Origin of the sequence: Paenibacillus motobuensis, from assembly GCF_039521865.1 — a bacterium.
Taxonomy (GTDB): domain Bacteria; phylum Bacillota; class Bacilli; order Paenibacillales; family Paenibacillaceae; genus Fontibacillus; species Fontibacillus motobuensis.
The window spans coordinates 34,910-60,255 of the sequence record NZ_BAAACX010000016.1; the positions used below are offsets into that span (position 1 = coordinate 34,910).

The 25,346-nt window shown below is 46.3% G+C and carries 18 protein-coding genes; all 18 read left to right on the plus strand.

Features of this window, described 5'->3' with window-relative positions:
* The first annotated feature begins 208 nt into the window (after positions 1–208).
* Positions 209–2,827, plus strand: a complete 2,619-nt coding sequence (gene adhE / locus ABD014_RS17995; protein ID WP_343863314.1) for a bifunctional acetaldehyde-CoA/alcohol dehydrogenase — start codon at positions 209–211, stop codon at positions 2,825–2,827.
* 245 nt (positions 2,828–3,072) lie between these two features.
* Positions 3,073–5,334 carry a formate C-acetyltransferase gene (gene pflB / locus ABD014_RS18000; protein WP_343863316.1) on the plus strand — a complete coding sequence of 754 codons (2,262 nt, stop codon included), beginning with the start codon at positions 3,073–3,075 and terminating at the stop codon, positions 5,332–5,334.
* Between the two features lie 74 nt (positions 5,335–5,408).
* Positions 5,409–6,149, plus strand: a complete 741-nt coding sequence (pflA, locus tag ABD014_RS18005; protein WP_343863318.1) for a pyruvate formate-lyase-activating protein — start codon at positions 5,409–5,411, stop codon at positions 6,147–6,149.
* Positions 6,150–6,362: 213 nt separating this feature from the next.
* On the plus strand, positions 6,363–7,742 hold the full coding sequence (locus tag ABD014_RS18010) for an ABC transporter substrate-binding protein (protein WP_343863320.1): 1,380 nt from the start codon (positions 6,363–6,365) through the stop codon (positions 7,740–7,742).
* Positions 7,743–7,882: 140 nt separating this feature from the next.
* A complete protein-coding gene (locus tag ABD014_RS18015; RefSeq protein ID WP_343863322.1) occupies positions 7,883–8,767 on the plus strand; it encodes a carbohydrate ABC transporter permease in 885 nt (294 codons plus the stop codon).
* Complete coding sequence (locus ABD014_RS18020) at positions 8,767–9,594, plus strand: carbohydrate ABC transporter permease (protein ID WP_343863324.1); 828 nt, start codon at positions 8,767–8,769, stop codon at positions 9,592–9,594. Before ABD014_RS18015 ends, ABD014_RS18020 begins: the two co-directional genes overlap by 1 nt.
* A 28-nt stretch (positions 9,595–9,622) precedes the next feature.
* The gene (locus ABD014_RS18025) at positions 9,623–11,467 is read left to right on the plus strand and encodes a cache domain-containing sensor histidine kinase (RefSeq protein WP_343863326.1); all 1,845 of its coding nucleotides are present in this window, start codon (positions 9,623–9,625) and stop codon (positions 11,465–11,467) included.
* A complete protein-coding gene (locus ABD014_RS18030; RefSeq protein ID WP_343863328.1) occupies positions 11,442–13,058 on the plus strand; it encodes a response regulator transcription factor in 1,617 nt (538 codons plus the stop codon). The genes ABD014_RS18025 and ABD014_RS18030 overlap by 26 nt, the downstream gene beginning before the upstream one ends.
* Positions 13,059–13,216: 158 nt before the next feature.
* Positions 13,217–14,821 (plus strand): beta-N-acetylhexosaminidase, encoded by a 1,605-nt coding sequence (gene nagZ, locus ABD014_RS18035; RefSeq protein ID WP_343863330.1) that lies wholly within the window; start codon positions 13,217–13,219, stop codon positions 14,819–14,821.
* Between the two features lie 226 nt (positions 14,822–15,047).
* Positions 15,048–17,339 carry a copper amine oxidase N-terminal domain-containing protein gene (locus ABD014_RS18040; protein ID WP_343863332.1) on the plus strand — a complete coding sequence of 764 codons (2,292 nt, stop codon included), beginning with the start codon at positions 15,048–15,050 and terminating at the stop codon, positions 17,337–17,339.
* A 347-nt stretch (positions 17,340–17,686) separates the two neighbouring features.
* Positions 17,687–18,157, plus strand: coding sequence for a Fur family transcriptional regulator (locus ABD014_RS18045; RefSeq protein ID WP_343863334.1), 471 nt, complete (start codon positions 17,687–17,689; stop codon positions 18,155–18,157).
* 1 nt (position 18,158) lies between these two features.
* Positions 18,159–18,422 carry a membrane protein insertion efficiency factor YidD gene (gene yidD / locus ABD014_RS18050; RefSeq protein WP_343863336.1) on the plus strand — a complete coding sequence of 88 codons (264 nt, stop codon included), beginning with the start codon at positions 18,159–18,161 and terminating at the stop codon, positions 18,420–18,422.
* Positions 18,423–18,762: 340 nt separating this feature from the next.
* On the plus strand, positions 18,763–20,808 hold the full coding sequence (metG, locus tag ABD014_RS18055) for a methionine--tRNA ligase (RefSeq protein WP_343863338.1): 2,046 nt from the start codon (positions 18,763–18,765) through the stop codon (positions 20,806–20,808).
* A 316-nt stretch (positions 20,809–21,124) separates the two neighbouring features.
* On the plus strand, positions 21,125–22,126 hold the full coding sequence (locus ABD014_RS18060) for a metal ABC transporter substrate-binding protein (RefSeq protein ID WP_343863340.1): 1,002 nt from the start codon (positions 21,125–21,127) through the stop codon (positions 22,124–22,126).
* A 50-nt stretch (positions 22,127–22,176) separates the two neighbouring features.
* Positions 22,177–22,935, plus strand: a complete 759-nt coding sequence (locus tag ABD014_RS18065) for a metal ABC transporter ATP-binding protein (protein WP_343863343.1) — start codon at positions 22,177–22,179, stop codon at positions 22,933–22,935.
* A 71-nt stretch (positions 22,936–23,006) separates the two neighbouring features.
* Complete coding sequence (locus tag ABD014_RS18070; RefSeq protein WP_343863345.1) at positions 23,007–23,810, plus strand: metal ABC transporter permease; 804 nt, start codon at positions 23,007–23,009, stop codon at positions 23,808–23,810.
* A gap of 94 nt (positions 23,811–23,904) precedes the next feature.
* Complete coding sequence (locus ABD014_RS18075) at positions 23,905–24,618, plus strand: cytochrome c biogenesis CcdA family protein (protein WP_343863347.1); 714 nt, start codon at positions 23,905–23,907, stop codon at positions 24,616–24,618.
* Positions 24,619–24,796: 178 nt separating this feature from the next.
* Complete coding sequence (mntR, locus tag ABD014_RS18080) at positions 24,797–25,222, plus strand: transcriptional regulator MntR (protein ID WP_126997635.1); 426 nt, start codon at positions 24,797–24,799, stop codon at positions 25,220–25,222.
* The last annotated feature ends 124 nt before the right edge of the window (positions 25,223–25,346 follow it).

Below are 25,346 nucleotides of genomic sequence, written 5' to 3' on the forward strand. Positions count from 1 at the left end.
TAAGAACATGATGAAAATATACACCCAAAGCTGAAAGTTTTCAACTATTTTAAACTATGTGAAAAAATTCACTATACAAATGAAAATCGATATGCTATGATCAAACCATAAAGAGAAGCACAAAGCTTCCAAAGGATGAACCTACAAGTGAAATATTTCACGAACTCTAAAGACAGGTGCATCCATTAAACTTAGGAGGATGAGAGAGATGGCCGTTAAAAATGAAGTTGCGACCAAGGTTCAACAGCCAACTGCGCAAGAGTATGTTCAGACGTTGATTGACAAAGCAAACAAAGCACAAGAAGCTTTCATGGGAATGGATCAAGAGCAAATTGATTCCATCGTACAGGCAATGGCGCTTGCTGGTCTAGACAAACATATGTACTTGGCGAAGATGGCCGTAGAAGAAACCGGCCGCGGCGTGTACGAGGACAAGATCATTAAGAACATGTTCGCTACGGAATACATCTACCACAGCATCAAGTATGATAAGACGGTTGGTGTTATTGAAGACAATGAATATGATAGCTTTCAGAAAATCGCCGAGCCGGTCGGTATCATCATGGGGATCACTCCAGTAACCAACCCGACATCGACGACGATCTTCAAAGCCCTTATCGCGATCAAGACCCGTAACCCGATTATTTTCGGATTCCATCCATCCGCTCAACGCTGCAGTGCTGAAGCAGCCCAAATCTTGCTTGATGCGGCGATTAAACATGGCGCACCTGCCGATTGCATTCAATGGATCGAGAATCCATCCATGGATCGTACGAATGCACTGATGAATCATAACGACATTGCCTGCATCTTGGCCACTGGCGGTTCTGCAATGGTTAAGGCAGCGTACAGCTGCGGCAAACCAGCTTTGGGTGTAGGACCTGGTAACGTTCCATGCTTCATCGAGAAGAGTGCAGACATCGATCAAGCCGTAAATGACCTCATCCTATCTAAGACATTCGACAACGGCATGATTTGTGCTTCTGAACAAGCGGTTATTATCGAAGAACCGATCTTCGATCAAGTAAAGAAGAAAATGATAGCTAACGGATGCTATTTTGTAAATAAAGAAGAAGCTGGTAAATTGACCAAGGGAGCAATTAATGCGGATAAATGTGCCGTGAATCCGGCGATCGTAGGTCAATCTGCTGTAAAAATTGCTGAAATGTGCGGTATCGATGTACCTGCAGGAACTAAAATTCTCGTGGCAGAAATTGATGGTGTAGGTCCTAAATTCCCATTGTCTGCTGAGAAGCTTAGCCCAGTGCTGGCCTGCTACAAGGTGAAGAATGCAGAGCAAGGCATCAACCTCGCACTTGAAGTTGTATCGTTCGGCGGAATGGGTCACTCCTCGGTCATCCATTCGAATAATGATGAAGTAATCAAGAAGTACTCCGACCGTATGCCTACATGCCGGATCCTGGTTAACCAGCCATCTTCGCAAGGCGGTATCGGCGATATCTATAATACGAACCTGCCATCGTTGACACTGGGCTGCGGCTCGTATGGACGCAACTCGACATCGTCGAACGTAACAGCCGTCAATCTGATCAACGTGAAAAGGGTGAATCATCGTACCGTGAATATGCAATGGTTCAAAGTACCGAACAAGATTTATTTTGAAAAGGGATCTACTCAATATCTTGCCAAAATGCCTGACATCAGCCGCGTGTTGATCGTGACAGACCCAATGATGGTTAAACTGGGATATGTAGAGAGAGTGGAGCATTATCTCCGTCAACGCCAAACGCCGGTTGCGATTGAAGTCTTCTCGGATGTAGAGCCGGATCCATCGACAACTACGGTTGAACGCGGAACTGAGCTGATGAACAAATTCCAGCCGGACTGCATTATCGCACTTGGTGGCGGTTCGCCGATGGACGCTGCGAAAGGGATGTGGTTGTTCTACGAATATCCGGATACAAGCTTCCACAACTTGAAGCAAAAATTCATGGATATCCGCAAGCGGATCTACAAATACCCTCGTCTCGGTCAAAAAGCAAAATTCGTTGCTATTCCGACGACTTCGGGTACGGGTTCGGAAGTGACTTCGTTCGCAGTAATTACTGATAAAATTAACGGCAACACGAAATATCCTTTGGCAGACTATGAGCTAACTCCTGATGTAGCTATTATCGATCCTGAATTCGTATATACACTGCCAAAGACCGCTGTTGCAGATACCGGTATGGACGTATTGACTCACGCAATCGAGGCTTATGTCTCGGTAATGGCTAATGATTACACGGATGGTCTAGCAATCAAAGCGATTCAGCTGGTGTTCCAGTACCTTGAGAAATCGGCGCTTACTGGCGACAAGCTGGCCCGCGAGAAAATGCACAATGCTTCGACATTGGCAGGTATGGCCTTCGCCAACGCTTTCCTGGGTATTAACCATAGCTTGGCGCATAAATGGGGCGGACAATATCATACAGCACACGGCCGCACGAATGCGATCCTGATGCCGCATGTTATTCGCTACAATGCCAAGAAACCGACCAAGTTCGCAGCTTGGCCTAAATACAGACATTTCGTAGCTGATGAGCGTTATGCAGAAATCGCCCGCATTCTTGGCTTGCCGGCTCGCACTACCGAAGAGGGAATCAAGAGCTTGATCAATGCGATCCGTGACTTGAACAGAAAGCTTGGCATTCCTGAGAGCTTCCAGGAGCTCGGATTCGATCCGAAGGATTTCGAGTCGAAGGTAGATTACTTGGCTGACCGGGCCTTCGAAGACCAATGTACAACAGCAAACCCTAAGCTCCCACTGGTCACTGAACTGGCGGAAGTATACCGTGATGCCTTCTACGGAAGATTTGACGAATAATTGAACAAATGCAAGGAAAATCGTGACAAATATCACTTCGATTGTGATATTTGTCACAATCATTTATGCGGGATTGATGTATGATTATGACATAAACGATCCCGCATATTTGAGTAGTAGGTGATTAATTTTCATAGGTTCATTAGTGTATGAAATGTGAAAATTATCACAAATTTTAGGGATCACGAGGCGCGAGTATATCCTTCAACCGCGTGCTCCAAACTATATATATGGAGGGAATAAAGATGTCGGTGATTGAGAGAGAAGTAAAAGAAGTTCAATCCGCATGGAGAGGCTTCAAAGCAGGCAAGTGGATGAGAGAAGTCAATGTTCGCGATTTTATTCAAGGCAACGTTGCTTCCTATGAAGGAAATGAAACCTTCCTTCAAGGAGCTACCGCTAACACAAAAGCGCTCTGGGAGATCATTTCCGATCTGACCAAGAAAGAACGCGAAGCAGGCGGCGTACTTGATGTAGATGTTAACACACCTTCCGCCATTACTTCACATGCTGCTGGATATTTGGATAAAGATAAGGAACAAATCGTTGGCTTGCAAGCAGACGAGCCGTTCAAACGCACGATTCATCCGTTCGGCGGTATCAACATGGTTCTCAATTCCTGTAAGGCTTATGGATTTGATCTGCCAGGCGAAATCGTTGACATGTTTACAAAGATTCGTAAAACGCATAACCAAGGTGTTTTCGATGCTTATACATCCGAGATGAGAGCATGCCGCAAAGCGGGTATCATCACCGGTCTTCCAGATGCTTACGGCCGTGGCCGGATTATCGGCGACTATCGTCGTGTAGCACTCTATGGTATTGACTTCTTGATCAAACAGAAGAAACAAGAGTTGCTTAGCCTTGAAGTCGATGTGATCGATGAAGATGTAATCCGTCTTCGTGAAGAGATCTCTGAGCAAATCCGTGCTCTGCAAGAGTTGAAAGAACTGGGTCAAATGTACGGCTTCGATATTTCCAGACCAGCTGAAAATGCTAAAGAAGCAGTTCAATGGGTATACTTCGGTTACCTTGCAGCTGTTAAAGAACAAGACGGTGCAGCGATGTCGCTTGGTCGTGTATCCTCGTTCCTCGATGCTTATATCGAACGTGATCTGGCTGAAGGCACATTGACTGAAGAAGCAGCTCAGGAATTGGTTGACCATTTCGTTATGAAATTGCGTATTGTCAAGTTCTTGCGTACTCCTGAATACAACGATCTGTTCAGCGGTGACCCAACTTGGGTAACTGAATCGATCGGCGGTATGGCTGAAGACGGCAGAACGCTCGTAACGAAGAACAGCTTCCGCTTCCTGCATACACTCTACAACCTGGGACCTGCTCCAGAGCCTAACCTGACTGTCCTTTGGTCCGAGAAATTACCTGAAGCGTTCAAGAAATTTGCTGCCAAAGTATCGATCGAGACAAGTTCGATTCAATACGAAAATGACGATTTGATGCGTCCGATCTATGGAGATGACTACGGTATTGCTTGCTGTGTATCCGCTATGAGAATCGGTAAACAAATGCAGTTCTTCGGTGCTCGCGCTAACTTGGCTAAAGTATTGCTGTATGCAATCAACGGTGGTAAAGACGAGAAATCCGGCGTTCAAGTAGGTCCTGAATATCCAGCAATTACTTCGGAATATCTGGATTATGACGAAGTTATGAAACGCTACATTCCAATGATGGAATGGTTGGCTAAGACATATGTTAACTCCTTGAATGTTATTCACTATATGCATGATAAATACTGCTATGAACGCATCGAAATGGCATTGCATGACCGTGACATTCTGCGTACGATGGCTTGCGGTATTGCAGGTTTGTCAGTAGCTACTGACTCCTTGAGCGCAATCAAATACGCTAAGGTTAAACCGATCCGCAACGAAAATGGCATCGCTGTTGACTTCGAAATCGAAGGCGAATATCCTTGCTATGGTAACAACGATAACAAAGTTGACGACATCGCTGTTAAGCTCGTTGAGAGCTTCATGGGCATGATCCGCAAGCATAAAACTTACCGTAATTCGTTGCCAACACAATCGATCTTGACGATTACTTCCAACGTCGTATATGGTAAGAAAACAGGTAGCACTCCAGACGGACGTAAAGCTGGCGAACCATTCGCACCAGGTGCTAACCCAATGCATGGCCGCGACAAGAAGGGTGCTCTTGCTTCCCTGAGCTCGGTTGCTAAGCTTCCTTACGAACACAGCTTGGATGGTATCTCGAATACCTTCTCGATCGTTCCTAAGGCGCTGGGTAAAGATGCTGAGACTCGTAAATCCAACCTCGTATCGATGATGGATGGATATTTCGGCAGCGATGCTCACCACTTGAACGTTAACGTATTCGACCGCGAACAATTGATCGACGCTATGGATCATCCAGAGAATTATCCTCAATTGACCATTCGCGTATCGGGCTATGCTGTTAACTTCATCAAGCTGACTCGCGAACAACAACTTGATGTTATTAACCGTACCTTCCACGGTTCGATGTAATAACGGGATCTGAATAGTCTTAGAGATTGTGGCTATACATCAGGCAGCCTCAATGAGAAAGGGTGACGAACAATATGCTTAAAGGTCGTATTCATTCATTAGAAACATTCGGAACGGTAGATGGACCGGGTATACGCTTCGTACTCTTCATGCAGGGCTGCCTGCTGCAATGCCAATATTGCCATAACCCCGATACCTGGAGCCTGACGGAAGGCAAGGAGATGACAGTAGAAGAGGTCCTGGCTGAAATTGAGCCATATCTGAACTACTATCGTTCGTCAGGCGGCGGGTTAACCGTATCCGGAGGAGAAGCAACGTTACAGGCCCCATTCGTCACTGAATTGTTCCGTGAGGTGAAGAAGCGCTGGAACCTGCACACTTGCCTGGATACGAACGGATACAATGAAGGCGATAAGATCCGCGATTTGCTGGATGTGACGGATCTGGTCATGCTTGATTTGAAGCATATTGACAATGAGAAGCATATCAAATTGACCGGCAAACCGAATGAGCGCATGTTGAACATGGCGCATTGGTTGTCTGAGCATGATCGTAAAATGTGGATTCGTCACGTATTTGTACCAGGGATCCACGACGATGAACAGGATTTGATTCATCTTGGCAAGTTTATCGGCGGCCTGCATGGTTTAGAGAAGTTTGAGATACTTCCTTATCATACAATGGGGATCTATAAATGGCAGGAGCTTGGTTGGGATTACCCTCTAGAGGGCGTTCCTTCTCCAACAGCGGAGGAGATCGAACGGGCGAATCGCCTGATCGAAGAGGGGCGGCAGCAGGTAGTTACAGCGAAGTAATCATTATGTCAGTTAACATGACTTAATCCATATTACTAACCCACACAAACGGTTGAATTTGACACGACTTGTCAGATTTAACCGTTTTTCTTATTTTACAACTAGATAATATTATCCCCGTTATAGAAAAATGTCCTCCTTATCAAAAATGGAATCGCTTTCTATAATGAAGATGTAACATACAAACCGATCTTGAGGAGGGTCCAAAGAAATATGAAGAAGAGTTTGACGCTGTTACTATCCCTGTTCTTCGTAGCTTCGGCATTGCTTGCTGGTTGTGGAAGTTCCAATGACAAGAACACAACGGACAAAGGCAGTGCGGGAACAAATAACAAGCCTGCTAACGAAGCAAAGGTAAGTGATGAACCGTTTGAAATTACGATTCGCCACACACAAATCGGGGAAGCAAAGAAGTTCCGCTTGGCAATTCTGGATGATGTGGTGAAAAAGACACAAGATGCTGTTCCTGGTTTAACAATCAAGCTGGACGGCGTGGATTCAGAAGTTAACCGTAAGGAGAAGCTGAGAGGCGAGATGGCTGCAGGCAAGCCACCGGAAGTGTTTGACGTATTCGGCAGCCCGGACGCAGCATTGTATGCTAAGGAAGGCTTAATGCTCGACCTTACTCCGATTCTCGATGAGCTTGGACTTAAAGATAAATTCAGTGACTTGGGTCCATTTACTTATGACGGTAAAGTTTATGGCCTGCCAATCGGCGGATCGATCGAAGGTATTTTCTACAATAAAGAATATTTCGAACAAAAGGGTCTGACGGTTCCTAAGACACTTGATGAATTGGAAGCGATTGCGGACAAGATTAAGGCAGACGGCAAGATTCCGTTCGCTCAATCATCCAAGGATGCTTGGATTCCTCTGATGACGACGAATAACCTGTGGTCCTACTATGCTGGTCCGGAGGTCACTTACGGATTCAAGACAGGTGAGACAAAATGGACCGACGAGAACGTGGTTAAAGGGGTTGCCAAGCATCAGGAATGGGTACAAAAAGGCTACTTCAAGAAAGGCGAGCTTGGTTTTGAATATGCAGATATGAGAAACCAAGTGATAACTGGCGAAGCGATCATGATGATGGACGGATCGTGGGCGAACTCGGTGTTCAGAGATCCGGCACAAGCTGGTGACCTGGTAGGCAAGATTGGTTACTTCAGTATGCCACCTCTGAAAGAAGGAGACCCATTCGTTGTCATGCAGGATTCGAATAACGGTTATGGCTTCTCCAGTTCTGTTAGCGAAGATCCTCGCAAATTGGCAGCAGTCAAGGAATTCATCAAGAATATGTGGACAGATGAAATGCAGCTTCGCGGCCTGAAGGAAGACGGTGTGCTTCCTGCCCTGAAGATGGATCTGGAGCAAATGAAGACAACATCCGATGATCCGTTGATGCAAGATATTTTCAAAGCTGTAAGTGAAATTGGAAAACCATTCCCTGCCTTTGACGCGCTTGTTCAAGCAGAAGTTAACACTGCAATTGGCATGGGTATCCAGCAAATCATCGGAGGAGAAATCGATCCTCAGAAGATGCTGGAGAATGTGCAAGCCGCTCAAGACGCAGCTAATGCAGCCGGCGAGTAATTATTTCTGAACTACCTCTTTAGTTAGCAAAGGGCGCCACCCGCCTCGACTTTGTGGGGGCGCCCTTTCTGACTACATGGAAAGATAGATAGAACTTAGGAGCAGAAGAAACGAATATCAAAGATACAACGGAGGTTACCATGAATAAAGCACTAAGAAATCCGCTGATATATGTCTTGTTCATACTGCCTGCCTTCATCTTGTTTCTGGCCTTTTTTATCTATCCGGTATTTACAGCGGTCAACAACAGTTTTACTAGCTGGAACGGGATATCTAAGACCGTTCATTATATCGGATTTGATAACTATGTGCAGGCATTTAACGATCTTGCTTTCTGGAAGTCAGTAAGAAATAACGTCTATTTTATTTTGTTCTCATGTTTGATCCAAGTTCCGCTCATTATCATCTTCTCATTGTTAATAGCTAACGTGAAACGTTTTAAGGGGTTATACAAGACGGCGGTATTTATGCCTTCGATTATGTCGACGGCAGTTATCGGGATTCTATGGGGCTTCATTTATAACCCGGATTTCGGTCTGGCTAATGAAGTGCTCGGACTCTTCGGTGTATCGCCAGTCTACTGGCTGTCTGATAAGAACTGGGCCATGATATCGATCCTGATTACAAATGCTTGGCAATGGACCGGCTTCTACATCGTAATGGTGCTTGCAGCCATCCTCTCCATTCCTAAAGAACTGGATGAGGCCGCGGCAATTGACGGGGCAACCGGATTCCAAAGAGCTACCAAGATCACACTTCCACTCATTATGCCAATTGTATCAGTCGTTATTATGTTGTCCATCGCTGGTGCGATGAAAGCTGCAGATATCGTGCTCGTCATGACTAAGGGCGGCCCTGCAGGCTCGACGGATGTTATGGCAACATACATGATCCGTTATGCGATTACAAGCTTTAGACATGGCTTCGGTAATTCCATCGCTGTATTGATCTTCGTATTTACGATTATCATCACAGTATTATATCAAGTCTTGATTGCAAAACGGACGGAAAGGATTGAATACTGATGAGAGCAATAAAGAAGACTATTCCGCATATATTTCTAATGGGCTATTTGCTGATCATTCTGTATCCGTTCCTGTTTGTCATCTTCTCATCATTTAAGACGAACAATCAGGATATCGCTTCTAATCCGTTCGGACTTCCAGGCTCGATCTCATTTGATAACTACGTAAATGCTTGGGTCAATGCAAAGATCAGCACTTATTTCTTGAACAGTTTGTATATCGGGGTTCTCGCTGCCTGTGTATCGATTCTTTTTGCAGCGATGCTGTCCTTTGCAGTTACGCGTATGCGCTATAATAAGATCAGTGCAATCGTGTTTCAATTAATTTTGCTAGGGATGCTGATCCCGAATAACTCTTTGCTACTTCCAATCTATGGTATTATGAGAAAGCTGGATATTCTCGATACGCATATGGCGCTGATCCTGCCTTATGTCGCTAATGCAATTCCATTCTCGGTTGTCATCCTAGCAGCTTTTATGCGGTCTCTTCCGGGAGAAATCGAAGAGGCGGCGGTTATTGATGGATTGAGCTCTGCCGGACTGTTTGCTAGAATAATAATACCACTAACTATACCGGCGATCGTGACCGTCTTCATTATCAACTTCCTAGGCAACTGGAACGAGTTCTTGCTAGCGAACTATTTCCTGTCCAATGATGCACTGAAAACGCTTCCGGTAGGTATGGTAGGTTTCAGGGACGCCTACAACACGAACTACGCACAAATGTCCGCTGGGATTGTCTTTAGCGTTGTGCCAGTCATGATTATCTACGCGATTTTGCAAGAGCAAATTATTGAAGGAGTCACGGCGGGCAGCGTCAAGGGCTAATTACTAGATTGGTCGGGAGCTCATGCGTATGAATCTGCGAATTAAATTGTTTACCGCTTTTCTGGGGCTGGTGATCATCCCTTTATTTATCCTCGGTATTATTACGTTTCTAGTCAGCTTTAATTCGATAGAGACGAAGTATAGCCAGCAGTCGGAATATTCGCTGAAGGCGATCGGCTATAGCATCAAGAACGTATTCTATGAAATGGATAATGTAACCGATAACGGCATTGCCAAAGGAGTGTTTCAACAGGCGTTGATTGCCAAAGACCCGGATTCGCAGGATTTGACGGCATCGAGCCAGCTTGAGCTTAATGCGAACCAGAAGAACTTTCGGTCGCTGCTCTATAATCACCCGGCGATTGATTATGCTTTTTTGTACAATGTGCATGGGCGTGTTGGATCGAATGTGATTACGATTTTTAATAAAGAGAATTTTCAGACTTTGCCTTATGAACAGTTCAAGGAGCATCCACTATATGATGAAGTTGTGTCTCTCAGAGGGATGCCGCTATGGATTGCGCCTCATGAGTATCCTGAATTTACTGGCTCGGACAATGTATTTACGCAGATCCGCTTGATTAAAGATTTGAACAATCTGCGCAGCGTAGGTATTCTGGTTGTTCAGATTAAGAACTGGGAATTCGAGAAAATATTTCAGAACCTCAGACTGGGCAGTAGTATGAAGGATACACGCTTCATGCTGGTCAATAACAAGGGCCAAGTATTGTATGATTACAAATCCGAGATGGTCGGGCAATCCTTGGAACCGAACATTATGAAGAAACTTGAGGGTGGGGGCACCTATCAGAGCTTCAAGGCTAAGTTCAATGGGGAAGAGAGTGTCATATCCGCCTATGATTTGAAGGAGTATCCTTGGAAGCTCGTCTCTGTAACATCTTGGCGCTATTTGTCGCGTGAGGTTGTGACTTTTGCCAATTGGTTCGTGATTATCTTCTTCGTATGTGTCGTGACAGCCCTGCTGTTCAACCTGTTGTTCATGAACCGGATTACAGGCACGATTGGCGTCATCGTAAGATTCATGCGCAAGGTTGAGGATGGGGACTTGAGCGCGCGTGTGGATGAGAAGGGCGATGATGAGCTATTGCTTCTGCAGCAAGGCTTCAACAATCAGATGGTCAAAATTAACGAATTGTTCGAGCAGGTCAAGAGAGAGCAGTTCCAGAAGGCTAATGCGGAGCTGAGAGTGCTGCAAGCCCAGATCAAGCCGCATTTTCTATTTAATACACTGGAATCTATTAATGTTCTGGCTGTCCAGAATGAAGGCCGCAAGGTCAGTGAGATGGTGCTGCGGCTCGCTAATATATTACGGATCAGCATTCAGGACAAGGAGGAGATTAGCCTCAGCCTGGAAATTGAACATTTAAAAAATTATTTGGAGATTCAGAAGTTCAGATTTGATGAACTGTTCGATTATGAAATTGATATTCCGGATGAGATGATAGGCTGTCAGCTTCTCAAGCTTACCCTTCAGCCGCTTGTGGAGAACAGTATTCAGCACGGTTTTGAAGGAATCGAATATCCGGGAATGATCAAGGTCACTGGAAGGATGGAGGTGGATCGGATCACGCTTCGGGTTGAAGATAATGGAATTGGGATGACGAACGAAGCGCTGTCCAAGATCCAATACCTGGATTGTGATAATCCAGCCTACCAGGAATCTGGATATTATCCTAATCATGAGCGAAGAGGCCTGGGGCTGAGGAGTGTGTATGATCGGCTCCGGCTTAAATACGGAGTTAGATACGGGTTGTTCATCTGTTCGCAGCCTGGATACGGTACGGTGATTCAATGTGTGATTCCTAAATATGAATTGGGTGATAAAAATGAGACTGAAGGCGTTATTAGTTGATGATGAGGTTCATATCCTGAACAATCTATCGAAAGTGCTGCCTTGGGAGGATCTGGGCTTTGAAATTATCGGCTTGGCTAAGAACGGTGTGGACGCTTTGGAGGCGGCCACCCTGCATCATCCCGATTTGATTTTATGTGATATCCGAATGCCGGTAATGGATGGTTTGACGCTGATCCAGAAGGTTAGAGAACAGGGATTAACCGGGGAAATCCTTCTTCTGACAGGCTATCAGGAATTTGAATATGCACGTACCGCAATCCGCTACGGGGTTCGCGATTATATTTGCAAGCCGATCAACTACTTCGAGCTGGAAGACACGGTAAGGAAGCTGGCGAAGCAGATCATCGAGAAGAAGAAGCAGAAGAACAAAGAGCAGCTCTTAAGCCGGGTAGCATCTCTGGCTAATGAGAATATTCTGATTCATTCCTTATTGGGGCAGGAGGCCGTCAAAGAGGATGAATTGTGGCAGGATGAGGAAGGCGCAGGCCATCCGGACAGCTATGCCGTCTTGCTGCTGGATATGGACGGTTACGCGCACGAGTCCATCTCCTGGCCTGCCCCCGAACGGAAGGCATGGAATCTGGAGATCAAGCTGAAGTTGAAGGAGCTGTTCCTGCCCCTGCTCAGAGATTATACGGTGCTTCAGGTACGTGAAGGAGAATGGTGTATCATCTTCGACACTGTCGTAAATCAGCCTATAGCGATGGAAGCCTTGAGCCTAGTGCATGAGAAATTGCAAGCGATGGTTAAAGACAAGCCGCATATGCTCATCCGTATGTGTCTGGGGCAAGAACCTCGCTCCTTGAGTGAAATATCCGCGGTTTATCAGCGCATGCAGCAGATTCTGATTCTGAACCCGTCGCAGGGGTGGTTTACTGATATTTCAAATGTGAGTGAGGATTTATTTGAGCCTATTCCTAGTGGTGTTCTCGGCGTAGTGGATGCACAGTGGCACTGGGTTGAGCAATTCGGAAGTGGCCTGCGGAATGGCAATTATGAAGCGTTGACGCAGATGATCAGCGATTTGAAAGCTTATGTAGCCCGTCTGAATGAGACCTCGGTCGGCAGGGCCGAGAAGCTGTTGTATTACTTGCTCATTCATTTATTGCGTGAAATGCGCGAGATGCAGATGCTCCCTGGAGAACAAGAGGAAGCCGTCTGGTTACGACTTCAGGAATCGCTCAGCGTAAAAGAACTGATATCGTTGATCGTCTCACTGATTGAGCGTTATAAAGATTCGCTCTCGACGAAGAAATCATCGGAGGTACTGATGATGTCGGCACAGAATTATATTCAACAGAATCTGGGATCTGACTTCGGCATCGAGGATATTTCCGATTTTCTTGGGATTAGTTGCAGTTATTTCTGCCTGCTCTTCAAGAATCATTTCGGGGAAACTTTTGTGGAGTATTTAACGAGACAACGGATTGAGACGGCGAAGTATATGCTAAGCGGCAGTGAGAAGTCAATCACACAGATCGGCGCTGAGGTAGGCTATCAGGAGCGTCGTTATTTTACCAAAGTGTTTCAAAAGTATACCGGTATGACTCCTTCAGAATATCGCTTGAAGGACTCACCGGCATCATAAATCATGGGTTCAAAAAAGTTGGTTTTCAGCACCGAAGCTTATGCTTCCGATGTTCGTTTTTACAAAACGCTTCAGTTGGATGAAGCTAGGTGGCCTCGATTGGTTCTCTTATCAAAGGGGGACTTTTTAAATAACCTCTAAAAATGGGAAGGTGAATAATGTTGGACTTGACTCAGTGGACTCTGGAGCAGAAGATTGGCCAATTGTTTATTTGCGGATTTCATAGCTTGACGCCTGATGAGCAAATAACTACATTGACTGGGAAATATCACGTCGGCGGTGTTGTATACTTCCGTCGCAATGTTGAATCGGTACGGCAGCTTGCCGCGTTGTCGCACAATTTGCAGAAGCTTCCGCGCAGCCACTCCGATGTTCCGCTCATTATATCGATCGACCAGGAGGGCGGTATGGTCGCCCGTCTCGATCATGACGGAATTAGCCGTATTCCAGGGAATATGACACTTGGAGCCGTAGACGACCTGCAATTGACCTATGATGTAGCCAAGCTGGCTGCTGAGGAGATGCTGGCGCTCGGTATCAACATGAACTTTGCCCCGTGTATTGATGTGAATAACAATCCGGCCAATCCAGTCATCGGTGTCAGATCCTTTGGGGAGGACCCTGCCAAGGTAGCCGACCATGGCGTAGCAGCCACCCGTGGATATCAAGAGCATGGTGTCATCGCAACGGTTAAGCATTTCCCTGGGCATGGAGATACAGCGGTTGACTCGCATCTTGGGCTGGCTGTTGTGCCTCATGACAAGGAAAGGCTGCATCAAATCGAATTGCTTCCTTTCCGCAAGGCGATTGAAGCAGGTGCCGATGCGGTGATGACGGCGCATGTCATCTTCCCGGCCTTTGAGACGGAGGAGATTCCAGCTACTTTGTCGCGCCGTGTGCTGACAGAGCTTCTGCGCGAAGAAATGGGCTTTGACGGTGTCATCGTAACGGATTGCCTTGAGATGCATGCTATAGCTAAGAGTTGCGGCATCGCTGAAGGAGCGGTGCGGGCCATTGAGGCGGGTGCCGATCTTGTACTGGTCAGTCACACGCTTAGCGATCAGATTGCCGCTATAGAAGCAGTGCGGGAAGCGGTAGCAAGTGGCCGGATCAGTGAAGATCGAATTAATCAATCGCTGCAGCGGATATTGGAATTGAAGGCAAATCGAATTGCTCCTTCTACAGGGACTGACCCTTTGAGTGTACCTGTTCCACTTACGCCTCATACGGATAGTGAGGCGTTGCTAAGGGAAGTTGCCGAGCGTAGTGTAACGCTTGTGCGAGATTCCGGCAATCTTCCCTTGAGCAAGCAGAAGCCTCTGCTTGTGATCTGGCCGGAGCTGCGGCATCGTACTGAGGTCGATGAGCCTTCGGTACATCAATATACGCTGCTCAACGCCTTGCAGCCGTATAGCGATAAGGTCAGTTTATCGGTGATCGGAACACGCCCGGACGAAGGGGAAGTGCTAGAGGTGCTGAAGCGCAGCACTGATTTTGAACAGATTGTCGTGGTCACCTATACGGCGGAAGGCGAGGTTCCGGAAGGACAGAGCCACCTGGTCAATGCGCTGAATCGGATGCACGGATCCAATGTCGTCGTTATTTCGACGCGGAATCCGTATGATGTCGAATCATTTAAGGATGTAGGCACGTATATTTGCTTATACGAGAATCGCCAGTTCTCTCTGGATGCCGTTGCCAAAGTGTTGATGGGCGAGTTTATCCCCCAAGGAAAGCTTCCGGTTAGCCTAAGGTTGGAGTAATCACGAACTAATAATAAATATAGTATAGGCCTGGCAGAGATATCGTTCTTTGCCGGCCTATTTTTATGAGGCAACAGAAAATTAATCTGGAAAATATCTGGAATGTCAGATACAATAGTTTCGTTGTTGTTTTTTATTTTTTGACAAGAAGCAACTTTTTCCGTTTACATGCGTTTAACATTATGTGATTGTCAGAGAGACAAAATGGGAGTAGAAGGAGCTAGACATGAATTTCAAAAGATTAATTATCACTACGATTATTATTGCTTCGCAATTAGCAATGGTTATTCCTGTAAGTGCTGAAGAAGCGGGTAAGCAAGATACAGTTAGCGCTGTAGGGCAGCAATATACTGTAACATCGAATAATTTGGGAGCTAATGATGCTACCAGTCCGAATAACAATGTAACTAAACCTAGTCAAGAGGGTCAAGTGACTAACGAAGAATCGACGGGTCAGGAAACATCAGTTACTGGAGAGAACGGTCAGACCGAAGGGACTGGTGATAATAACGGCGCGGAGGATGGCCAGACGGAGCAACCGACTAGTACTGACGAAGGCCAAGATGCCGATGGCTCGAACCCTTCAACGATCGACTCTGCTACGACAACGGATAGCAATGTGAATGCGAATGCAGCTAACTCCGGAGCCGGGCAACTGGTTCTTATGATGAACAGCAACAAGATGTACCAAGGCGGCAAAGAATACATAGCCGGCTATCCGATGGAAGTGAAGAACGGCGTTTCCTACGTTTCGATCCGAGCCATCGTAGAGCGTGCCGGTTTGCAGCTTTCTTTTGACAATAAGACTAAAGAGACGATTATTTCGCGCGGCAATGATGAGCTCCGCTTCAAGCTGGACACATCAAATTATCGTGTGAACGGCGTCGTTACGCCGATGAAGGGCAAGTCTTATTCAGCCAAGAACAATTTCATGGTGCCATTGACGGCGATTACGAAGGCGCTTGGTATTCCATATACAGTAGATAATGTCGGTAAGCGCGTTATTCTGAATCTATCGACGAAGCCTGTAGCATCCTTCTCGATTGGTAACAAAGAAGTGATCGCAGGGGAGACAGACGTTCAATATTTGACAAATTCCTATTCCCCGAGCGGGCTTCAGATCGTGAATGAGGAGTGGACAGGGCGCCAGGATAAGTTCACGGATCCGGGGATTTATACGGTAACCTATCGTGTTCAGGATTCCAACGGGCAGTGGAGTGATCCGTTCTCTCTGAAGATTAACGTTGGGAAGCCGCATACTCCGCCTCTTGCTAATTTCATGACGGACAAGGATACGTATAAGATGGGTGAACTGATCACTTATACAGACCTTAGTACAGATGAAGTAGGCATCAAAGAACGGGTGTGGGAGAACAATGAGCGTGCCTTCTTTACGCCAGGGCAGATGACGATCCGCCTGAAGGTAGTCAATGAGTTTGGGTTATCTTCAACGGTAGAGCGTACGATTACAATTACGAACGAGTTGTTGTATAGCCGCGACGACTTCAATAAATTATTCACACCAGTTGGAGAGAAATACGCTTTTGATGGTACATCTGTCCCATCCTGGGAGAGAGTGAACTACTCGATTTCTTCCGATCCTGTCACATTGATCCGCAGTAACAGCCCAGAGACTGTATATTCGGAAGGCAGAGTATATAAAGAAACGGCAAGCGGCGCAATGCGCTTCATGGTTCACCATGTGAACTCCACGGGCAAGAATATGAAGATGTATGTTGTTGCTACGAATAAGAATGACACAACTGCTCGTCTGACACAGAACAGCCTCGGTTTTGGTGGACCAAGTCAGTATGCGACGGCTGCAGGAAAAGTTTCGGTTGAACGATACTACAAATCTTTGCAAACCGGTGGTCAATATAAGGATGTTTGGATTGCCCCAGGAGAGAGCAAAGTTATTATGCCAGAGCTTAATGCTACAACGATGAAGCAAGGAGACGTAATATCTCTATTTGCTGATATGTACAGCGATCAAGCATTAGAATTTAATGTAATCATGATTGATCCGAATAAAGATCCTCTTGCAATTGCACAGTCTCAGTCGCTTCCAAACTTGAAAGAAGATGTTCACAATCGTGGAACCTATGAGGATTCGACTCGATATTTCCATTATAATGATCTAGTTGGAACTACTCGACAAAGACTGCTTATTGGTGATAATTCAAATGATCCGTTCCAAGTTGGGTATGATGGTATAACAAATGCTTATAAACTGAATGCTGGCAACTTTGGAATGTTGTATAAAATTAAGCTGTATCGTGTTGCTCCAAATACACTGATTACGTTTAATCCACGCGGCGGCAGATATTCCGGTTCGATCATGGTGAACGGCGATATCGTACAATTGTCTACAGGTGGTTCGCTTAGCGCGCCGAATGATGCCAACGTATTGTTCCGCACAGGCGATCACGAGCAGACCGTTGAATTTGTCTTCACAGCTGCACCGGGCAGCAACTTGTCCGTCAACCTGCTGTTCCAGCCGTTGCCGGAAGCGAAGTAATAATTTGTGTTATGAAGAGCGTCCCAAGTCATCTTAGATGACTCTGGACGCTTTTTTTTGTTGATACGCTTCGATTTGCTCGCCGATTCCTGCATTCTTTTTCAGTAGCCTGACTTGCCAACCACCTTCGATTTTCTGAACGTCATGCTAGACGTATCTTGCAAGAATTAGTTGAACGGAATCTGTTTTTAAAAGGTACAGATACGCTACCAAAACATATACAGATTCAAGCTGGCCGTTGACGACGGGCCACGTTACATTGACGGAGGAGAATTTTTGCGGCATTATTAAGAGAGATGTAGTGTAGAAGACGCATGGAAGGGTAGTTCAGACGGGAGGAATGTCACATGCTGTCGACAGAGGATATTATCGGTGTGATGTCTGCCCAGGGGTTGCGAATCACCGACCAGCGCAAAAGCTTGGCCAAACTGTTCGCAGAACGGGAAGGTTATCTAACGCCAAAAGATGTATATGAGTATATGGGTAAGCAATACAGCGGGCTTAGCTTCGATACGGTATACAGAAATCTCAGGGTTATGGAAGAGCTCGGAGTGCTTGAGCAAGTTGTATTTGAGGATGGACTGAAATTCAGAGTCGGCTGCAGCAAGGAAGGGCATCATCATCACCATATGATCTGCTTGCAGTGCGAGAAGACGTATCCCATTCATTTTTGCCCGATGCCCATGACGGATGCTCCTGAGGAGTTCCAGATCGTGAAGCATAAATTCGAAGTGTTCGGTTATTGCAAAAATTGCCGCCCTGACAAGTGTCAAGACCCAGCTTCGAATAAGGGTAAGGAACTGGGCGGAGGCGTATAATATGGGTATCGTCCGCAAGACTTTTCAGGCGCCGATCCATGTATACCGTAAATTTATTTCGCCGCTGAAGCCTCCAACCTGCCGCTTCTATCCAACCTGCTCAGCGTATGCGCTGGAAGCGATAGAAGTGCACGGGCCATTGAAGGGCTCCTTGCTGGCCGCTAAGCGAATCGTGAAATGTCACCCTTTTCACCCGGGTGGCGTGGACCTAGTACCGCCCAAGAAGACTCACGTCAAGTATAAAGATAAGGCAGGGCGGGTATAACTTGACAACATATATGTTCTTTTCTTAATATAGTGCTATATGTACGTATTCAATAAGTATAGGCTTATTGAACATTAACCTTTATATATGTCCATTGAAGGGATGAGTACAGAGCGTTGCGTCCAGCAGCAGAGAGCCGGGGAAGCTGAGAACCGGTCTGGAACAGCTTTGGAATATGGTCCTGGAGGAACTGCTTTCGAGTCGGGCTTAGCTAAGTCGATAAGGGAACAGCGCGGATCCGGCGTTAATGGGTGGTTGCGACAGCGACCAACTGAGCCCGTTCGCCTGCAAAGGCGCGGGGAATTTGGGTGGTATCACGTGAGAGATCTCTCGTCCCATTGTGGGGCGGGAGTTTTTTTATTTTTTTAAAGGAGATGACAGTATGTCTGACAAGAAAACCTTCTACATCACGACACCGATCTATTATCCGAGCGCTAAACTGCATATCGGCCATGCTTATACGACTGTAGCCGGCGATGCTATAGCGCGTTATAAAAGGTTGCGTGGCTATGATGTTCGCTATTTGACAGGATCGGACGAACACGGACAAAAAATCGAGCAAAAAGCTAAAGAGAGTGGGAAAACTCCACAGCAGTTCGTAGATGATATTGTTGTTGGCATTAAGGAGCTGTGGAAGAAGCTTGACATTTCTAATGATGACTACATTCGTACGACTGAACCACGCCATAAAGAGGTTGTAGCCGAAATTTTTGATCGTCTATTGAAGAAGGGCGACATTTATAAGGGCGAGTACGAAGGCTGGTACAGCATTCCTGATGAGACTTACTATACAGAATCACAATTGGTGGATGTCATCAAGAATGAGAAGGGGGAAGTCATCGGCGGCAAAAGTCCGGAGAGTGGTCACCCGGTAGAGCTGGTGAAGGAGGAATGTTATTTCTTCCGGATGAGCAATTATGTTGATCGCCTGCTGAAGTATTACGAGGAAAATCCTGAATTCATTCAACCTGAATCGCGTAAGAACGAAATGATCAACAATTTCATTAAGCCCGGTCTTGAGGACTTGGCTGTATCCCGTACCACCTTCGATTGGGGGGTTAAAGTCAAGGGTGATCCGAAGCATGTCGTCTATGTGTGGATCGATGCTCTGACCAACTATATTACCGCACTGGGCTATGGAAGTAATAACGAAGAGATGTTCAACCGTTATTGGCCTGCCGATGTGCATCTGGTGGGCAAGGAGATCGTTCGTTTCCATACGATTTATTGGCCGATTATGCTGATGGCACTTGATCTGCCGCTGCCGAAGAAGGTATTTGGCCATGGCTGGTTGCTGATGAAGGGCGGCAAAATGTCCAAGTCGAAAGGCAATGTCGTTGATCCGAACGTGCTGATTGATCGTTATGGTCTCGATGCAACTCGTTACTATTTGCTGCGCGAGGTGCCGTTCGGCGCTGATGGTTCGTTCACCCCAGAGAGCTTCGTACAGCGGGTAAACTCTGATCTGGCTAACGATCTGGGCAATTTGCTGAATCGTACCGTGGCGATGGTAGGCAAATATTTTGAAGGCATCGTACCTGCCTATCGTCCGAATGTAACGTCATATGATGCGGATCTGGCCGACATGGCACTGCGCACCGTAGAGAAGGTAGAGGAAGTGATGGAGAATTTGGAATTCTCTGTTGCTTTGACTGCGATAAGCGCATTTATTAGCCGGACGAACAAATATATCGACGAGACGCAGCCATGGACGCTGGCCAAGGATGAAGCCAAGCGCGATGAGCTTGCTTCTGTCATGGTGAATCTGGTGGAATCGCTGCGGATCATTTCGATTCTGCTGCAACCATTCCTGACGAAGGCCCCAGCGAAAATCTGGGAGCAATTAGGCATCACACCGGGAGAATTGACAGCATGGGATAGCGCCAAGAGCTTTGGCTTGATTCCGGCAGGTACAACAATGGGCAAGGGTGAGCCTATCTTCCCACGTCTCGAAGTGGAGAAGGAGATTGAGTTTATCGATAACTCGATGACTGGAGGCACTGCTGCTGCGGAAGCTGCGTCTGCTGCAAGCGCACCGGCCGTGGAACAGCCGGAATTGAAGGAAGAGATCGGCATTGATGATTTCGCTAAGGTGGAGCTAAGGGTAGCTGAGGTGCTTGCCTGCGAGCCGGTGCCAAAAGCGGATAAGCTTCTGAAGCTGCAGCTTGATCTTGGCTTCGAGCAGCGTCAGGTTGTATCGGGAATTGCGAAGTTCTACAAACCGGAGGAGCTTGTAGGACGCAAGGTGATTTGTGTGACGAACCTGAAGCCGGTGAAACTGCGTGGTGAGCTGTCGCAGGGCATGATTCTTGCCGCATCGCAAGGGGATCAGTTGACGCTGGCAACCGTGCCTAATTCGATGCCTAACGGTGCTGTCGTGAAGTAATAGCAAGTCATTATCATACCGCCGGGGCTTAACGCCTCTGGCGGTTTTTTCTGGGAAGATCATCTCGAGCCGGATCCAGATCAGACCTTCGAATAAAACGAGTATATCTTGTCAACAAATACTGATATAGAGCGTAATAGAGCGGCTAGCGGCTCATAGATTCAAAGGGGCAGAAGCAGTCAAGACTTGCATAGTTTTGGCTGCTCTTTGTCCCAACTTTGTTTATTTTCAAAAATAATATAGTTGACAAAACTTTAAATTTGCACATATAATCCTAATTGTAATTATTACGATTAAGTGCGGAGGTTGTGAATTCATGCTTTTGACAAGACGTAAGTTAGGGACTGCAGGATTAATCCTGCTCATGTTAATATTTATGGTTATCTTATCGGGCTGCGGCAAGAAGAGCAATGCTGAAATCGTTCCAGGCAAGGTAAATGTAGTTACAAGCTTCTATCCTATCTATGAATTTGCCAGGGAGATTGGCGGGGATGAAGCCAATGTGACTAATTTGCTGCCGACCGGGGTCGAACCGCATGATTGGACACCACGAAGTAAAGAGATTCTGAACACATCGAAGGCGCAGCTATTCCTGTATCATGGTGCTGGTCTGGAAGGCTGGGTACCTAACTTTCTGAAGGGGCTTGGCAGCGATGCGGTCGTGAAGCCGGTGGAGGTTAGCCAGGGTGTATCCTTAATTACTGCCGAAGGTGATGATGGACATCACCATGGGGAAGAAGCGGCTGAGCACGAAGATCACAATGAAGGAAGCGAAGCAGCAGCGGAGAGCAGCCATCATATCGATCCTCATACTTGGGTCAGTCCGAAATCCGCTAAAATTATCGCAGAGAATATTAAAAATAGCTTCATCGAAGTCGATCCGGATCACCAAGCGGATTACGAGAGCAGATATGCGGAACTTGCCAAAAAATTGGATGATCTCGATGCGAAGTTCTCTACTGAGCTCGCAGGCACGAACAAGAAAGAAATCGTTGTATCCCACCAAGCTTTCGGTTACCTCTGCCGTGATTATGGTTTGACACAACATGCCATTATGGGATTATCACCTGATGCTGAGCCTAGAGCGCAGGATATCGTAGCTTTGTCGAAGACGGTGCAGGAGGAAGGAATCCAATATATTTTCTTCGAAGAACTGGTATCCGACAGATTGGCGAAGACATTGGCTAACGAGGCCGGAGTTAAGACATTGGTGCTGAATCCGGTGGAAGGACTGACGAAGGAGCAAGAGAAGAACGGGGAGAATTATTTTACCTTGATGGAGAAGAACTTGCAAAATCTGCTGCTCGCTCTACAATAAGGAGAGTCAGATGGTTCGTACAGAGCAGGAAGGCAGGAAGGAAATTGTCTATGAAACCAGAAATATCAATGCCACAAGAATATTGTCATGATAATGTCATTGAACTCGATCATATCTCATTTGCTTATCAGAATCAGAAGGTCATTTCCGATTTCAGCTTTGTTGTCAAAGAACGGGATTTTGTGGGCCTAATCGGCGCGAATGGCGCGGGCAAGACAACCTTGATGCGCATGATGGTGGGGCTTCTCCAGCCTAATTCGGGCGAGATCAAGCTGTTCGGTCAGCCGATTCGCCAATTCCGGGATTGGGAGCGGGTCGGTTACGTGCCGCAGAAGAACTCTTTTAACCCATTGTTCCCGGCAACGGTGCGCGAGGTGGTGTTATCGGGTCTATATAGCAATAAGAAATTGTTCCGTCGCATCGGGGCGGCGGAGCAGAAGAAATGTGATGATGCGCTGGAAGTCATGAAGATTAGCGATCTTGCAAATAAGCGGATTGGACAACTGTCTGGCGGGCAGCAGCAGCGCGTCTTCCTGGCCAGAGCGATGATTAATCATCCCGATCTGCTCGTCCTGGATGAGCCTACGGTCGGCATTGATGCCCAGACGCAAGCTGATTTCTTTGAATTGATTTGCCATTTGCACGCCCATCACCAGATGACTTTTCTGATGGTGTCTCATGATCTTGAATTTATTCACGGATACATGGGCGTTGAACCGCAGGCTCACTGTGGAGCTATTGGTCTCTATGTCCGCCACTCCCATGATCCTGAATGTGCGATACCAGATTTACAGCATTCCTTATCATAAGTTAATAGACAAATAATCCTTATCGTATAAGACTGCTGTTGTATGATATGTAAATGAGGAGATGGATCTACTTGGAAATATTAACTGCGGATTTCTTTCTAAGAGCGCTGACAGGCGGGCTGCTGATCGGTCTTACCGCCCCCCTGATCGGCATTTTTCTTGTCTTGCGAAGATTGTCCATGATCGGTGATACCCTTGCCCATGTGACGATAGCCGGCGTTGCGCTTGGATTCCTGATTGAGGTGTATCCGATCGGGGTCGGTCTTCTCTTCGCCGTTGTTGCGTCATTTGCGATTGAGAAGCTGCGTAAAGCCTATAAGGGCTATGCCGAGTTGTCCATTGCCATTATCATGTCCGGGGGGGTAGCACTAGCCTCATTGTTCTTTACCCTTGGAATGGGTTACAATACAGATGTTAACAGTTATTTATTCGGCAGTATTTATACGCTCGATCAAGTTGATCTATATGTCGTTGGAGTAGTTACCGTGATCGTTATTATCACTATATTCCTTCTATTTAAAGAATACTTCCTGTTAACATTTGAAGAGGATGCAGCATCTGTAAGCGGATTACCTGTAAAAGTCTTGAATATGCTGCTTACTGTGCTTACTGCCCTTGTAATTAGTACCGCGATCAAGATTGTTGGAGCGTTGCTTGTCTCTGCTTTGCTTACGATCCCGGCTGCGACGAGTCTACTGATTGCCAGAAGCTTCAAGCAATCGGTTGTGTTCTCGGTGGTCATCTCTGAGATTGCCGTTGTCATAGGCCTCGTTATCGCGGGAATCTGGAATCTGGCTCCAGGCGCAACGATTGTATTATTCCTGATTGCTATGCTGATCCTGACGATTATGGGTAAGAGAGGCTTATCTGCTTGAGCTATGGATGTTGAGAGTAAAGTAATAGAGAGATCAAGATAGAGAAATACGGAAAGAAACTGGGAATAAAGAAGAATTGAATAGGGAGGCTGTTATGACCGATATTCATTTAGGAGTCGCCTTTGCGGCAGGAGTGGCCTCTTTTATATCTCCTTGCTGCTTGCCGTTGTACCCATCTTACTTATCCTATATTACGGGCATGTCAGTGCAGACCTTGAAGACGGAACAGAATCGTAGAGATGTCCGGTTTCGGACATTAACGCATACACTGGCCTTTATCCTCGGCTTTTCAGTTGTGTTCTATACCCTTGGCTTTGGGGCGGGATTGTTCGGCGAGTTTTTTAATCAATATCGCGATTTGATTCGCCAGCTCTCCGCCGTGCTAATTATAGCGATGGGCTTGTTTCTGTTAGGGATCTTTCAACCGCAATTTCTATTAAAAGAGCGCAAAATGGATTTGAAGCTAAACAAGGCAGGATACATAGGTTCTTTCATATTTGGTATCGGCTTTTCGGCGGGCTGGTCGCCTTGTGTCGGTCCTATCCTAGCAGCGATTATAGCTATGGCTGTCAGTGAACCAGGTGCTTGGTTAGGTATGATTACAGCTTATACTCTGGGGTTTGCTCTTCCGTTCTTCATATTAGCCTTCTTCATCGGACAGACACGTTGGATTGTACGTTATTCTGCGGTCGTAATGAAGGTCGGCGGTGCTCTCATGATGGTGATGGGTATACTCCTATTCACGAATAAAATGACACAAATTACCATTTGGCTGCAGTCTATTACTCCGGAATGGCTCAAATTCTAATTACCCGAAGACGGTGAATTCAAGATTCGATGTCGAATAAGCTATCAGTGTTACTTCGTGATCAAAAGCGGAGTTAAGAGGTATGCACTTGCCAATAGACAAGCATAACATGTATCATTAACAGAGGAACGGGCAGATATATTCTGCCCGTGTGAACTCATGGAAAAGAGGTAGTCAGATGCCAACGCCGAGCATGGAGGATTATTTGGAGCGTATCTATAAGCTCATTGATGAGAAAGGATATGCACGGGTTTCCGATATCGCGGAAGGTTTGGAGGTACATCCTTCATCCGTAACGAAGATGATACAGAAACTGGATAAAGATGAATATTTAATTTATGAGAAATATCGTGGTCTTGTATTGACGAATAAGGGCAAGAAAGTAGGAAAGCGTCTCGTCGATCGTCACCAACTGCTTGAAGAGTTCCTCGAATTGATTGGAGTTGATGATAGCAACATCTATAAGGATGTTGAAGGTATCGAGCATCATCTAAGCTGGGACTCGATCACCTGCATCGCTTCATTGGTAGAATATTTCAAACGGGATGAGTCTAAGATCCGTGAACTGCGTGAAGTTCATCAGGAGCTTCTGGGCGAATCGTAACTTTAGCATCTGTCTCATTTAGGCAGATGTCTTTTGTTTCTTTAGTACCATTTTTTCGTCTGACCGCAACTCCGGTTATATGATAAGCGTTAGAATTAAGAGCGGTTATTCGCGAACGACTATC